The following is a 16,281-nucleotide window of genomic DNA, read 5'->3' on the forward strand; positions in this document are numbered from 1 at the left end:
ATAATAAAGCTTAAATTCTGCCATTTTCGTAAAAATGTGTCCGTTGCTATGGTCATGTTTTTGTTTTCTCTTAATATCGAAATATCCAGTAAAAAAGACCCGGAATATCCGAATCTTTTTAAATAACCTAGTTATTCTAACTGCTGGAAAACGCCTATTGCATCCAGCATATATTCACCAGAAATAACGCTAACAAGTATTTCATGCTTTCCTTCCTCTAACCCTTTTAAGATTGTATTTTCAGTCTTATCAGCCGCTCTCTCGGGAACAACAACATCTTTCCAAACAGTACCATCTACTTCAATTCTTAATTGACTTGATTGTGCTTGTCTTCCAAATAGAGCAATACCTGTACCGTTAAAAGTGAACCTGAACTTAGATCTCTCCTTCTTATTGCCAGTTGATAACGTTCTATTCCAAAGTGTATTTTCCAACCCGCACTGGTGATTCCAAATACCTTCATATTCAATTAGCGAATCTAAATTATCAAATCTTAGGGGCATTATTTCGTTTCCTAGCTGATTGACTTGAATTTTGAGAACCTCTGTGTGAAAATACCCGCTTCCAAGTTTAACTCGTCCACTATAAGATACGTCTATTAAGTCCTTATAACTGATAACTTTCTTTTGATCGACCTTAGCCCAAATGTGATTATCTAGAACTGACAAGATCACTTCATGGGGGGCGTTCAGATCCATCCCATCGATGTATCCTTGATTAATTAATTTGTCGTGTTTAAAGAATTCATAATGTCCATCTGTTGATAATTTGAAGCTATAGGCAGCACTATTTAGCCTACCTTTCACGTCTGTTACTTGATAAAGACCAATTCCAAAGTAGTTGCCGTTTGCTGAATTTTGTTGCGTTTTGACGTCAAATTTCATTTTCACGCATACTTCGTAATTATGCCACCGATCATCCCCAAAAGTTAAACTAGGCGCATACGAATATTCCCAGTCCAGTGCGCGCTTTCTTTCCGTAATTTGTTGAACAAGAGCCGATTGACCTTGTGTGACACGCTCAACTTCAAATGCGCCGCCTTGATCCGTCAGATAACGTGGTGTCCCACCCCTTTGCTGTAAAAACACCGTGGGGTAGTTAAAATCGTCGCTAAATAATACTCTTTTTTTAGGAGATTCATACAACATCATATTGTCGGGAATATCGTCAGCAAATGGTCGATATTGTTGGTCTCCCGTGTTTATTAGAGTTGTTGCGGTAACAATCGAATGCGGTAAAACTTCAATCATTACCTGCCCGTCACTTGGTTTTAACTGCTCACGTCGCTGCTTTAACTGAGAATCATAGGCGTCATCTTTAGATTTTGGCCCCATCGTCTGCCAGATATTGAGTAATTTTTGACTGGTGGATCCAAGATGTTTCAATTGTATCTGATAGCAATGCCGTACTGCACTATCATTAACAAAAATAACTGAATAGTCACGCTTATCAGGTGAAACTAAGGTGATATAACTATCTTGTTCCGTATCAGTGTCTAGATTCTCAGTACCACCAACGCCGCTATTACAAGCGCTAGGTAAAAACCGCCATGCCCCATTTTCATGCCATCCGGCTACCGTAAAATCTGTAAAATGCCGTATTACTTGAAGGCCAACCTCATCTGGTTCAAAGTACCCCGACCAAGGATAGCAAGCTCTCACCAATTCTTTATGACTATAATTCACACCTGGATAATAAGCAGAAATTGCCGGTTGAAATATATAATGGGTGCGTCTGGACATAACGTAACCTTTAATGATCCGGTTTGCGATATCTAAACCACTTTGCCGACCACCAATTCCAGCCCCTCCGGTCGCCCTAACCCGATATTTGCCCATTGTCATGGGGGAAATTCCCTCACTATACCAAACTTCATGCTGATACTCATCTGCTAAACGTCGGTACGGGTGCCCTGTACCATCATTGGTGTTGTAATGATAACCTACGGCCGGCACAAGTTTTCGAAGCTCGGCATCTGATAGCATACCGTCGCCAAATTCTGTCTCATAATTTTGATCAGCCGCCATTACTTTAATCCGATGAAACTGATTAATCGGAAACCCTGTGGGAAAGTCCGCCTCATCCTTTTGAAGCCGCTTTGCAAACCATTTAATCCATCGATACATTGGATGTTTCGTTTCATTACGATCTGGATCCACGTAGTCAAACATAAACCCATAGGCTTGATATGCCGCCACAATTGTTTGTTTGTATAACTGATACATTGACTCATATGCAGACTCTGGTACTTTTTGATCTGGGGCGCTAGATTTGACCTCCATCCATGTCGGCCGCAGATATCCTGGTTCTCCCCACCGGAGAAGACACGTTTTAATCGTTGGATTGATCTCCTTAGCATCAGCAGCTAACTGATAGCCCATCCCTCGTCTAACATTGGCTTCTTCATGAGGCGCTCTTTTAGGTGCAGGTTCAGTTCCAGAAGACGTATTCGCATCATTCCCAAGTTCAACTTTAACCATGTCAACCAACGGATGCTTGCCACCAAATAAACCCGTTAAAATTTTCCGGTAACTATCTGGATGCTCCCATTTATAGTCCATCAATAATCTTGACGAATTATTACAACTGAGTAAGCCGAATCCTTTAAATGTATTTGCGTCATGTTCGCCCACATCTAACTTGTCGCCATCAATCGTAAATGTTGTATGAATCATAACAGCCTCCTTTTCTTTCGCGTAGAATCCCACCCACCGTTTTTCACATGTTATACTAAACACACCGATAAAAAACTCATTCAGGTGAAAAAATGACAACTATTAAGGATGTTGCAAATCTGGCCGGTGTCTCACCTGCCACCGTTTCTCGAATTTTAAATTTTGATAATTCACTATCTGTTAGTGATGAAACCCGCAGAAAAGTTCTGGAAGTTGCGGAAAAACTACAATACAAAAAACATGGAAAGAAAGTCAAAAAATCAGGGGACAAGATTGCCATCATTCAATGGCGATCGGATGAAGAAGAAATGAACGACCTCTACTACTACCAGATTCAATATGGGATTGAAAGCGAAGCGGCCGCTGTAGGCGTCGCTACCGAAAGGCTCTCTTTAACGGCGAGCGTGCAAATCAATATGGACCAATACAGCGGCATTATCGCTATTGGAAAATTTGATCGCACAGAAGTAGAGCAACTTTCTCACTACGGGCAACCAATTGTCTTTATTGGTGAGAACTATCTCCTGCATCGCTTTGATAGTGTTCAAAGCGATTTTGTTTCCCCAGTCCACTGGATTATCAATCATTTCATAGATCTCAATATTACCGACATTGGTATGTTGGCTGGAAAGGAGCAAACGACCACCCACCATAGCACGGTTCGCGACCCTCGAATCGCAACTTTTACATCTCGAATGACCGAGCTTGGACTATTCGAGGAACGCTTCTTCTTTCAAGGTGCTTACAATCCTGATTCAGGATACGAGCTCATGAATAACGCCATCCATACCCTCCAGGACCGTTTACCACACGTTTTTATTATCGGAAGTGATGCTATGGCTATCGGCGCTCTGAGAGCACTTCGACAATCTAACATTGAGGTCCCTAATCGGGTCAGTCTCATCAGTTTCAACGATGTCGCTATTGCCAAATACGCGTCACCCACGTTATCTACTGTTCACGTTCATACCGAATTAATGGGACAAAAAGCCTTTGAATTACTACTCAAACGAATCAAAAATCCCCAAAAGGTCCCCGAAGCAATCCTGCTAGGAACAACCATCATTAAACGGGAAAGTAGCCTTTAAGCTTTTACCCCGCTAAGTTTAAATAGTTTCCAATAACAGAGAAAGTTGCCTATTCCAATTACGACAATTAAGCCCAACATGATGCGACTCCCTATGATTAGATTGGTATGCACGCCACTTAAATTAAAATGAACACTTGACATTAACACAGCGGTCACATTCGTTCCAGCCGCTCCCATTACCTGTTGGCCCGTACTATAAACAGCGTTAGCGTCTGCTTGAACTTGCGGCGATAACCGTTTTAAAGAAAAGGTCATCGTGTTGCTGAATGCGAGCGACCGGCCACTGGCAAACAATAAGTAAACCAAAAGGATCAAAGAAATCGAAAGTGTTGGTATCCATATCATTAAAGTCGTTGCTGCCAAAAGAAAGCAGGTATTTCCAACATACAATGGCAATTTACCGCCGTACTGATCTAACAGCCAGCCATAGACCGGCTGTCCCAAACCGTTAATAATACTTCCTGGAAGTAAAATTAGTCCGCCAATAAAGGGACTGGCCTGACCAACAATTTGGACAAAATTTGGAAGTAAAAAATTCATTGATAGGTTTGAAAACTGCATAAAGACATATGGGATGAAGCTTAATAAAAATATTGGTTGGCGAAAAATATTGACATTTAGGAAATGTTTGGAAGTTGGCTTTTGAGCAACTACAATAAACGCGCCGGCTGACATTACTGCTACCCAAAACAATAGTAGTGATGCCAGCCACTGTGTAGGAACCGCCAGCAAACTGATTACGACCATCACGGAAACGAGTGCTGTAGAGAGCAGGCTAAACTGGAGCCAGTTAAAAGCGTACTTGGCCGTTTTGGCATACTGTTTAATGTTTGGTGCCCCAATCACCACAAGAATAATTACTAGTGGTAACGTCGACCAAAAAATAAGGCGCCAACTAGCTACATTTACAATCAATCCTCCAAAACTGGGGCCTAATGCTGGACCCACAAGGATAATTAAATTTGCAAACCCTAAATACGTGCCCAACCTATGACTTGGAACAGTGGCCAAAATTAGATTAGTTAATAACGGACCAGAAAATCCTACTCCGCCTGCCTGAATTATTCTGCCGAATAACAAAACGGGAAATTGTGTTGCCGTCGCACAAATACAATCACCAACACCAAAGAAAAAAGCGGCTGCAAAAAAAAGATATCGCGCTTTAAATCGTTTATTAAAAAAGGCAGAAGCCAACATCAAAATTGAATTAGCCAACAGGTACCCCGTTGTTAGCCATTGAACGGCAGCCAACGAAACATGGAATTGATGCATCAAAGTTGGAAAGGCAACATTCATTGACGTTTCAGTAAGCACTCCCAGGAATGTCAACAGTGCAATGGCAATAATCGCCACTATAGGAATCCTTTCCTTTTCTACGCTCAATTTTATCTAGTCTCCCTTCAAATAATGTCAAAGTAAGCACGTCCAGTCCATGAGGACACGCGTGCTTACTTTGACATTATGGCGTGGTGCTAGTTAGATAATAGCCTTTAACTTACATATTCTGCCAACGTTGACGTAAACCAAAAGCCGCTTCTTTAGGCTGTCGGTCACGCGTAAATAGCCCTTTTTTATTACCGTTAACTCGCATATTCCCCTCGACTGTTTGGAAATCGGCCAGATTCCACGGCTGCTCACCTTGAATAAAATCATAATCATCAAAGACTCGACCAAACATTTCTAGCAACTCAACTTGATACTCTTCACTCCACATAACGGATGGCAGTTTATGCATCCCAGGCTCTGTATCAGCGCCGTATTCTGAAAAAACAATGGGCTTTTCAATATCTGATGCCTGCCACTGATCCATTTCTTGACGTAAATCTGCTTCACCTTCAGAGATTTCATAACCCCACTTATGATACCAACCTGGATAACGATTTAATAAATAAAAATCCGGGAATTGCTTGCACTTAGACGTTTCAAAAGTATCGTCTTCGCTCAGTGTAAAAGTCCGAGGTCTCTTCTCTGGATCCAGGTTAGCTGTTGCGTTAAAGATTTTTTTGAAATATGGTACAGCAGAATCAGTAGAGGTATCTGGTTCATTGAACAGGCTCCAAGCCAGGACACTGGGATGATTTTTGTCACGTTTTATCAGGTCAACGATTTGATCTAGATGCTTCTCGTATAACTGCTCAATCCAGTCGCCATCAAAAAACGATTGATCTAATCCGCCAAGAAAGCTAGCTGCAGCCATTTTAAACCCAACTGCCGGAACCTCGTCAATGATAAGGAACCCTTCCCGATCGGCGAAACGATAGGCTTCTTCGTCATAGGGATAGTGCGACGTTCTAAACGAATTAGCGCCCATCCACTTCATTAATTCGTAGTCTCGCTTCTCAACATTCCGATCGTAGGCGCGGCCCGCATAAATACTATCTTCATGACGACCAAATCCTTTAAGGTACACTGGCTTATCATTAACTAAGATTTGATGACCCTTAATCTCAATTGTTCTCAGTCCAATTAAATCAGAGTATTCATCAATCTCCTGGTCTTGCTTAAACAGTTTAATCGACATTCTATACAGGTGCGCATCACGTACTTGCCACAGGACTGGTTGATTAACCACTAACGTCCCCGTGTCCCCTTCTGATTTTGCGACAGTTTTCCCAGTATCATCGGCTAATTCCACTGAAATTTTTGTATCTGTTTGATTCAATAAAGCAACCGTGTAGTCAACGTATGCTTTACCATTCTCCAGCTTTGTCACTGCCGTAAAATCTGTAATGCGCTGCGTAGGTAACGCTACCAAATGTACTGACCGATTTAAACCTGAATAGTTGTAAAAGTCAAAGAAAGGTTTGACCATTTTTTTACCGTTTTTCAATGTGATCGTATCACCCGCTGGTAAGGTTTCCCGCGATAACTCATTGTTTAATTTAAGGCTAACGACATTTTCCTCGCCAAACCTAATAGCGTTTGTGACGTCCGCTTGAAACGGTAAGAATCCACCCTCATGTTGACGGATTTCAATGCCATTAACATACACCACTACCCGGTGAGTTGCTGCGCCAAAGCGGATCGCAATCGTCCGATTTTCTAACATAGACGGAACAAAAAAGCGTTTCGAATACCAAAAATCCCCAGTATATTCACGTGAATCCTTATCCGTGAAAAAATCATTAAAACTAGCGGGTACTGGCATTTTAATCGAATTAGGTAAGCCATTTTGCCAACCTTCAACCAGCCCATTTGCTCGTGAATCAAACTTAAAGTCCCACATTCCATCTAACGATTGATCAAATCGATAATCATTGGTAATTGGGTATAACAACTCTTTCTCCATCTCATTTGCCCCTTTTAATCATCTAAATTCTTCTAAAGTAATCTTCGTCGTGTTGCCGTCTAAAGTAAAGGACACTTGGTTGCCATTAAGAGAAATTTCAGGTAACACTATTTGCTCTCGTTCATCTAAACTTTCTAGTTCACGATCACCTAGGTATAGTGAGATTAACGTATATTCCCCCGGCTTAAGTACACCGGTTTGCAATGGAATTTTCGTTTTAGGAAAATACAAATTAGTGTTTGGTTCAGGCTCTGTCAACGCCACTTTCAATTCTTCAGATAACCCAACGAGCCCCGTAATGCCAACTTCTGTCTGATAAAAAACAGCATTCTTTACATCCGTGTCTAATACCTGTTGTCCCGGAATCCCATAGTCTGGTGCAGCAAAGCCACCTTCTGCGACGTTAATTGTTCGTCTTGTATTAATTTGGTGGATTCGAATATGCCAAGGCATTTGAGGAATCACGTAATTTTTGATTTCAACATCCGACCACGGCTTCCAATCTGAGTACACATAGTCGTCATGAATCGCATAGTGCTCATACTTAAAAGCAGTCTGCCAGAAGTTCTCAGTCTCTGAAACTGCAAGTGTATTGTCAAAAGCGCCCTGCTTCAATAATACTGATCCTTTGGGGGTGCTGAAACCAAACGTCGATGAATACACGTACTTCTCATACTTTGCTTCACCATGCGCATGCTCATGAGAATGTTGTCCAGCTGTAAACGCTTGAACCTCTTGTCCCGTTTTACTGTGAACGACCAGCATCCGTGGCTCAGACTGCTTTTTTCGTGGTTCAAACTTTAATTTCTCACTCTCTTTTACTTGCCAAAACGGATCATCATCTGGTAGCGCATAAAAAATGAATGTCTTTAAAGCCCAATAAGCAGAAGCTGGACCGTTATAACCCTCTGCAAAATTCATATTAGGATAGGCGTATCCGATAGGAATTAATCCATCAGTCGTAAAAATGTTTTGGCGGAACCACCAACGCAAATTATTGAGTAATAGGTGTTTAACGTCTCCCAGTTCATAACCTGACGGTAGCTCGATATGTGCATAGGCTGCTACCGCCCAAAAAGCGGCCTGTGCAAATCGATAATCCAGACTTCGGCCATATGGTAACGCTGCACCATCCGCCGCAAACCAGTTAGCATAACTTGGAACAAAGGCTTGAGCGCGCTCCTTTAACAATTTCGCCTGATCGTCCTGCCAATCAGTTAAGCCAACCGTTAGTAATGTGAAGAACTGGTAAGCAAAAGGTATATAGTTATCAATTTGATTTTCATAGCCATCGTATGACCATCCATGATCTAAGTAATGTTTATTAGTGATGGCGTAGTCGTCTAAAACTAGCTGGTAATGATCATCAAATCCAGAATCCGTAATAAATTTATTTACCATTGCCTTAAAAAATAGCCAATTTGTTTTGGGAACAACATGATCATTAACCTGGTCCATCCACTCAACAATTTGCTTCTGCTTCACGTAGGAAAGATTATCCCAAAAATCTGTCTTAGTTTCGTATAGAAACGCTGTTAGAGCGCCCATTTCAACAAACATTTGATCATAGTCACCTAAATTACCGCCCCAGTAGCTCGGCGATCCTGGATCGACTCCCGCAATAATTGATTGGGTTGTCATTTCGTACCAGTCGGGATACTCGGAGATGTTTTCCCGGTTACTGAAGAATGGTCCAAGTCCCCATAATAACCTCATGAAGCCTTCAATTTCCGTTTTATCCTGAACGTAGACGGCGCCGCTATCGCTTATTCGAAAGCGACCCTTTAGTTTTTGTTGGTCTAAAACGTGCATTGCGGGCGCCAGAATATCCACAAGCGCACTTTTTATATCTGCCTTACTACGCAGCGGATTTTGTTTAATCTGTTCATTAAATAGTTTCCGTGCCATTATCTTCGTCCTCTCTCCATTACCATTATCCTAATTGAATGACTACGAGCAATCAGTGCACTCGCTTAATTAATAAAATACAAGTTCCGCCAACGATTTCCATACAAATTGCAAAAATAAAAATAGCACCGTAACCAAACGCCTCCACAATAGCTGAAGCAACCATGGCTCCAAGCATCTGGCCTAACGTGTTAGCTAAATTAATGAGTCCCAAGTCTTTCCCAGCCGTATCTGAGGACGGTAACACGTCCATGTTCAACGCACCATCTACAGAATTGTAAAGGCCATTTCCAAAGGCGGCAATAACTGCATATACAAACATTGCCCATGGTTCTTTAACAAAAAGCGGGAAGAACGCTGCAAAGCCTAAAGCAAAAGTAGCGATTACGACAGGCGCCTTAACACGTTTCAACTTATCAGCGATTGGTCCCCCAAGTAACGCGAAGAATACACCGATAAATAACATAATAGATGAAAAGATCGATATTGATTTTCCTGCTTCACCAGTTGACTGCCCGATATAATCGGTAAAGAGGAACAACAAAAATGTTGTCACGATTGTAGACCCAACCACCATAAAAAACTTACCAACTAGAGCTAAGTAAAAATCGCGTGCGTCGTGCGTTGGGAAAAAGAAGTATTTCTTAAGCGTTTCCTTATTTAAGCTGACTTTCGGTTCGTCTAAATTGCTTCCTTCTTTAATCAACAGCACGTGGATAACAGCTAAAATAACCGTACATGCAGCCATTGTGTAGATCCCAAATTTAACATCGCCGAGAAATTGGGCTGCAAATAATGCAAAACCTTGCTGGGCAATCGTAAAGCCGACCCCATAAAAAGTCGATACTGTGCCTCGCCACTTCGGGGCGACTCTATCTGATATTTGTGGATAAATAGCTGCAGCAATCGCATTTTCGGCGGCAGCCGCTATTATCCAGACAAATATAATAGCTGTAATTGATTTCATATTTGCAATAACAACCAATGAAATCGCTACTGCTAAGGTCCCCACTAGAATATAAGGCTTACGCTTACCCAAACGGGTTCGAGTCACATCTGAAAAAGCGCCAAACAACAGATTAGAAATCGCGCCTACGATGGAAGCGACCGTTGCTAAAATACCAACCGCCCAAACTTTGTGGACTGGATCAAGCTGTGCGAATAATTGCGGAATCAAAACGCTTCTTGTTGATCCAATCGGGCCATACCAGCAAAGAGGTGCTAAAAACATAGCCGATGAAATCATCCAAGGTAACTTTGGCTGCTCTTCGTCTTTAATTTTTGCGTTGGTAATCTCACCGACGGCAGACTTAACAACTCGTTGGTCATCTTTCTTTTTTTCTGACATTGATTTTCACTCCCTATTTTTGATGGTTATCCCCAAACCGCTATCCCTTTCATTTTATAAACCACTTTTAATTTAAAAAAGCACTTTTTCCGGTTTAAAGTAACCGCTTACAATTTTTGATTATAGCGCTTCCATTTCCTTTTGTATATATTTTTTTACTAAATATTATTTATATTTTACTATTTTACTAAAAATAAATTAACCGCTATAACAATAAAAATTACCACATTTTCAATTTTCTTCGTTTGAAAGCGTAAAAAAGCCCGAAAGCTTTATTGCCTTCGAGCCCTGCTCCGCGGATAGATAAGTCTAATACGACTTTCTAATTGGTAGTAACCTTAACATCACTGGTGCTATCTTCTGATTCTTCTTCATCGAGTAAATTATATTTCTTTTCCAAATGAATCATTCTGAAACCGGACAAGCCAAAAATTAAAACAATGATGACAAATCCCCACATCGTCGTTTTAATGGTCGTTGGGAGAACCAACAAGGGCGTAACCGTTGCCAGAAGTCCACAGAGAAAGCGAGAAGTTCCGTTAATGAATCCTTGGATCGATGCTCTAACATCAGAAGGAAATGTTTCCTGAGTCCAAACTTTATAAATGGCTTCGCCGGAGAGCATACTACCGACACCCCAAATCAACATAAATCCGACAATGAGTGCCACAGAGGTAGCCCCAAATATGGCTAATCCAGCCATGGCAATTACTGCAAAAATAACACCAATGGTAAACCAAGTATTTCTTTTGGCCGACCCCGCGATGGTAACATACACACCCAAGATGAACAACGCTGCAATATGCAACCCTAACCCAATCCCTGTTGACAGAGTCTGTGATGCTCCGGCCTTCACGAACATAAACGTTGTAAATTGTCCGAAAGTATTAGCAACAAAATTCCAAAAAATATAGTAAATCATAATTACAACAAATACATTCAAATACATTTTGCTGTTTTTATCATGGAATAAAACATCCATAACTGAGCGTTTTGATTTTTTAATGATTGGGCCCTGAACACTGATGCGTTCACTTCCCTCAATATGCAACTTTTTGATTCCTGTTGAAAATGTTCGCCAAGCCCAAATTAATAATGAAACTGCCGCAAAAAACGCGAAGACAATTCGACCGCCTGTAACACTCATTGTCGAAACAACAAACGCAGCACCGGTGGACACAAATTGACCAGCCTGCCAAAAAATTTGAGTCGATGCCACCATTTCCGAAGACATTTTTTTCGACGGTGCATCTCTTGAAATAACCGCTAAGGAAACCGGTAAATCTGTTCCTGAAGCAATCCCGGCAATAATGACTCCTATCAGGAGTGAATAAAATCCCGTAGAGAATACAACAACCAGTGACCCAATAGCGTATAAAAAATTGATCCAATTGAAAATCCGAATAATGCCAACTTTATCCGCAATTCGGCTCCCAAAGATTGAACCAAAAGCAATTGCAAACGTGAGTGCTCCAGAGACAATTCCAACCTGCCCATTTGTAAGATTCAGACCTGCCTGCCAAACAGTGATCGTGCTAGCTAGCCCCACAATTATACCTGATCCTAACATTGAACCTAATCCTGCAGTAATGGATAGATTCCAATATTTTCCATACTTATTTTTCATAACGTCTATCTCCTATATTTTATAATATAATCATAAATTTATTTTGAATATACAATTTTGTGTCGACCAGATTTGACAATTAATTCCTTCACAGATGATTTCTGAATAATACCGTCACATTTAATTTCCGTTGATTCGGTCGGTAAAATTAAATGCGCAGTCGTATTCATCGGAATATCAACAATGGTAGTCACGACACTTACGGCATTGTATGAAACTCGAATTATACCTTTAGCTGTGGGAACAACAGCTTTCAACGTGTTAACGGTTCCTGGACGAATTTTGATTTTAAAATCTTTAAACCCTGGCTTTAATGGTGTTATCCCAAGAATTCCTTGAATGATAACAAGGCCCGGCGTTGCACCCCATGGGTGGGACAACGTTAAGTTGGGTTTGTAATAATTACTCCATGCTTCTGGCGCAATCGTTGCATGTAGGTTGTCTAAAATAGCTGCAAAAGTTTTTGCATTTTCTTGATTATTTGGATTAATCAGTAGATCGACTGCCTTGTCAGCATGTCCACTATCAACAAGCCCCTTCAACATAAAATAGATAAAGTAAACACTTCCGATAAATTCACCATCATTGGCAACATATTCACTCAGTCTTGCAGCCATCTCTTCATCCTCATACACGCCATAACATAATGCATATGCAGAAGCATGATGAGACGTATGGAGATTTACCGACAGATCTTTCTTCAATGAGTCGTGGAATTTTCCAGACTGAGAATCATACAATCGTTTAATCATCTGATTTTTAATTTCAGCTGCACGATTTCTGAAAAAAGAAACGTCATCTTGATGCCCTGTTACTGCTGCAATTTTGCTCATAATCTGGTAATTTCCAAAAAAAACAGCATTAAATGGTGTATTGTATTCACCTGACACATAGCCATCCCGTTCTCTAATGGGCCAATCTACTAAACCATCATTTGTGACTAATCCAACGCGATCATCGAAATTATCAACACCGTGCCCATTTCTTAAAGTTCCTACAAAATCGCTTGATGCACCATCAAAACTGTCCTTACCTTTTCCGCGGTTAAACTTAACACGTAAGTCATCATATCTGGCTGTTAATAAAGTCGCATCTCCCGTATACAGATAATCCATCCACGCCATCTCAACATTAAATAGTTTATAATCTTCTGGCCAAGTTGGATTATCAATACAATAGTCAATAGAATGTCTTGTCAGTGAATACTGCGACGAAATTGCATAGCTTGTTAATCCATTAACAAGCAAATCTCCCTCGTAAGGACGGCGCTCACGAGCTTGTGAGTCAACGAATACATCTTGGTTTGTCGCTTTAATAGTGTATTTAGACAACTCATACTCTTTATTGAGTAAGCTATTATCACTAGTAAATGAACCTTCAGACTCGTCAAATGGTTGTTCAATTGCCCATCCTTGTATGTCATCAATAGTTAAATTACCTTTAAATCCCACTATTTCAACATATCTGAAATTTTTCATCTGAAATGTTGTAAAATTATTAGTCCCTTGTTTTAACTTCCAATTTTCGACATAGTCAGGCCCACTCGCCATGTGATGGCGCACGTGCCCTTTGTCATCCAACTGTTCTCCCATCAGGATTGTTACCCTTTGGTTTATAGGACTCTCAATTTCCGCCTTCAAACTGCCAATAATCTCTTTCCCTAAATCCAAAATAAAATGTTCGTCATCCAAACGCGTTATTTTCTTTGAAGGATTTGTCACCAATTTTCTCAGCGTATTTTCGCTTCTATAAGGAACTAGAACTTCTTCATTATTAACCATCTCAGCTTCATTAATAGTTGCGGTTGGCCATGCTGAATCATCAAACTCGGTCTGATCCCAGCCAGTTGGATAAAAATCCATATCTATATTGTCAGACGGCATACCAAAATATAAACTTCGGATTTTAACGCCATAATCTCCAAAAGCAGTGCTTCCGTCTAAGGCTTTCCAGTTGCTATTCGAAAGTTGAACAACTTCCTTTGAACCATCAATCTTATATACCTCAAGCTGGCCAAAAAAAGCTCTCCGTGGTGAGTCGCCACCAATTATTGCTGCGATAACATTTAGGCCGTTCTTTATAGATTGCGTGACGTCATATCGATTGTAATAGATCGCGGTTTCTTCTCCACCATCATAATATGCCTGCGGTCTAGCTGATCCTATAACCGCACCCTCTCCGTTTACTCGTAGTTCGAATCCCTGAACAAATTCAGGTTCACTGCCTCTAGAAAAAGCCGTAATAATAGCGCTATCAATTTCCTGCGTATTTAACGAAAAGTTGGGACTTCTAATGAATGCCACATTCCCTAAATGAACCAATTCATCGTCCTTTTTATGCAGGTTAGGGGACCATATGCCATATATTGGCTTCTTCAAGTATTGTATTGTAATAAACTTTTCCGGTTGAGAATAGTCGCTTACATTTCCAAAATTATCTTTAATTCTTACTTGCCAGTAATAAACTTCATTTTCAACAAGATGTCCCTCGAGCTGAGGAATCATTACTGCTGAATTTTTACTTGATTGAACCCAGCCTGTGTCAATCTGATAGTCATGATTTAAGAGTTGCACCGCCCGTTTAGATATAACAATCTGATACTCTACTTGGTAACAGTCATTATCCTGGCTGTGATCCCACCAGCTAAATGTTGCACTTTCATCAACATTGTAGGCAAACGCCAATAGATTTACCCTCAGGTGACTAGGTGCCAGTAATCCACTTACTTTAGATTCCAAAATTCTATCCCCTTTTAATTAACCATTTTCATCTTTCCAAACTTGATTATAGTTAAGACCTGTCAATTCTTTTACAACACGTTTTACCTCAGAAGTTGCGTCGTCTTTGCTACCGCCAGACCGTAGACGTTGAATTTCATTTAGCACGACTTGGTGTGACTGTTTGTTGAGTTTAAACCTTAAGGCTACAATTAAAGCCAATAATACTAATCCCCCAGTACCGATTAATAAGATCAAGGCAATGGCATGCTGGGCAATTATCGGTTCAGTAGTTGCATTTTTAACAAATCCGCTACTGTCCAAAATGAATCCTACCGCCATAGTTGCGACTGCGACAGTTGATTTACGAGTAAAGCTCATTACTGCAGCATACACACCGGTTCGCCGACGTTTGGTTACAATTTCATCGATATCTGGTATAAATGGAAAGACGTTCCACGGAGTAAACTCTAAAATTGCACGTCCAACTTGATAAATTAAAGAAATAAAAAATAGTATCAAAATAACATGTTGCTTAACATGCAACGTAAACAAGGCGTAATATGCTACTAGCATGAGAAGCATCAGCCCATAACCAGTTATATACAGAAATTTTGGTCCGTATTTAACCATTCCTATTCCCGCAAATACCGTGACCACCAGTCCTACCAGCGAAAGCGAGAGCATATTAGCTGCAACTGTTGCTGATAATCCGAGACAATAGATGCAAAAATAAGCAAATACCGTGTTAAACGTATCTTTACCCGTAAATGAAAATAAATAAATTAGTAAGTGTTGTCTGAAACTTTTAAGCCGAATTGTCGACGCATAGTCCTTCAATAACCCGCTTAATCGGGCATAGATGTTTCCTGAATTTGCCTGATCTTTTTCTAATTCTGCTTTCATTTCTTCAGTTACAGGTTTTTCCCAGGTTACCGAGTAACAAATAAACACGCCAATAGCAAAAATAAACGCAAACATGGTACCGTTTATCAAGAATGGAATTGGACTATGTTGCCCTAAAATTGCAAATAACTGTCCTGGAATAAACGTAGCCAAAAATGTTGATCCTGCCGAAATGAACATTCTGGCAGACGATAACTTTGTTCTAGCATTAAAATCATCCGTCATTTCGTTCGGTAATGTCTCATACGGAATCATCATTGCACTTGAAATTACTTCAAATACCATGTACGTCGTAAAATAATACCAATAATTCATCCCGGAAATCCACAAAGTGATATACAAGAACATCAGTGGTGAGCCAATGAGCAAAAAGAAGTGTCTTCGTCCATATTTTTGGCCTAGTCTAGTTTTATAGAAATTATCAGTTAAACTTCCCATTAACAAACTACATATTGCATCCGCTATTCGTGCTGCACCAATAATACTTGCACCTTCAATCGCAGTTAAATTGCAATATGAAGTATAGAAAAACAACATCCAAGCGCCAATGATTGTCATTGACCCGCCACCAACAAAATCAACAATACCGTAACCCATGCCCCTCCATATTGTTATTTTCCGAGGGGTGTAAACTTTGTTTTGCTTCATCGTTAACCTCTCCATTTACTGTAAATGATTCAAGCTAATTCTTGCCTCCTCATTGCACCATTTTCACAATATG

General features: G+C 40.5%; 9 protein-coding genes. 1 reads left to right on the forward strand and 8 read right to left on the reverse strand.

Going from position 1 to position 16,281, the window contains the following annotated elements; all coding sequences use genetic code 11:
• Positions 1-131 precede the first annotated feature (131 nt).
• Positions 132-2,675, reverse strand: a complete 2,544-nt coding sequence (locus tag FC96_RS04725) for a glycoside hydrolase family 30 protein (protein ID WP_056942197.1) — start codon at positions 2,673-2,675, stop codon at positions 132-134.
• A gap of 92 nt (positions 2,676-2,767) precedes the next feature.
• Here FC96_RS04725 and FC96_RS04730 point away from each other — a divergent pair, with 92 nt between their 5' ends.
• Positions 2,768-3,763: a LacI family DNA-binding transcriptional regulator gene (locus FC96_RS04730; RefSeq protein WP_056942198.1), complete on the forward strand. Its 996-nt coding sequence runs from the start codon at positions 2,768-2,770 to the stop codon at positions 3,761-3,763.
• Here FC96_RS04730 and FC96_RS04735 read toward each other — a convergent pair.
• The 7 genes from FC96_RS04735 to FC96_RS04765 form a co-directional block, all read right to left on the reverse strand.
• Positions 3,760-5,154: an MFS transporter gene (locus tag FC96_RS04735; protein ID WP_056942199.1), complete on the reverse strand. Its 1,395-nt coding sequence runs from the start codon at positions 5,152-5,154 to the stop codon at positions 3,760-3,762. The two genes, FC96_RS04730 and FC96_RS04735, sit on opposite strands and share 4 nt — an antisense overlap.
• Positions 5,155-5,260: 106 nt before the next feature.
• Positions 5,261-7,054 (reverse strand): beta-glucuronidase, encoded by a 1,794-nt coding sequence (gene uidA / locus FC96_RS04740; RefSeq protein ID WP_056942200.1) that lies wholly within the window; start codon positions 7,052-7,054, stop codon positions 5,261-5,263.
• Positions 7,055-7,072: 18 nt separating this feature from the next.
• Complete coding sequence (locus FC96_RS04745; RefSeq protein WP_056942201.1) at positions 7,073-8,962, reverse strand: DUF2264 domain-containing protein; 1,890 nt, start codon at positions 8,960-8,962, stop codon at positions 7,073-7,075.
• Between the two features lie 52 nt (positions 8,963-9,014).
• Positions 9,015-10,310, reverse strand: a complete 1,296-nt coding sequence (locus tag FC96_RS04750) for an MFS transporter (RefSeq protein ID WP_056942202.1) — start codon at positions 10,308-10,310, stop codon at positions 9,015-9,017.
• A 322-nt stretch (positions 10,311-10,632) separates the two neighbouring features.
• Complete coding sequence (locus tag FC96_RS04755) at positions 10,633-11,937, reverse strand: MFS transporter (protein ID WP_056942203.1); 1,305 nt, start codon at positions 11,935-11,937, stop codon at positions 10,633-10,635.
• 38 nt (positions 11,938-11,975) lie between these two features.
• Positions 11,976-14,675: a family 78 glycoside hydrolase catalytic domain gene (locus FC96_RS04760; protein ID WP_056942204.1), complete on the reverse strand. Its 2,700-nt coding sequence runs from the start codon at positions 14,673-14,675 to the stop codon at positions 11,976-11,978.
• Between the two features lie 18 nt (positions 14,676-14,693).
• On the reverse strand, positions 14,694-16,208 hold the full coding sequence (locus FC96_RS04765) for an MFS transporter (protein WP_056942379.1): 1,515 nt from the start codon (positions 16,206-16,208) through the stop codon (positions 14,694-14,696).
• Positions 16,209-16,281: the final 73 nt, after the last annotated feature.

Origin of the sequence: Secundilactobacillus kimchicus JCM 15530, assembly GCF_001433995.1 — a bacterium.
Lineage (GTDB): Bacteria > Bacillota > Bacilli > Lactobacillales > Lactobacillaceae > Secundilactobacillus > Secundilactobacillus kimchicus.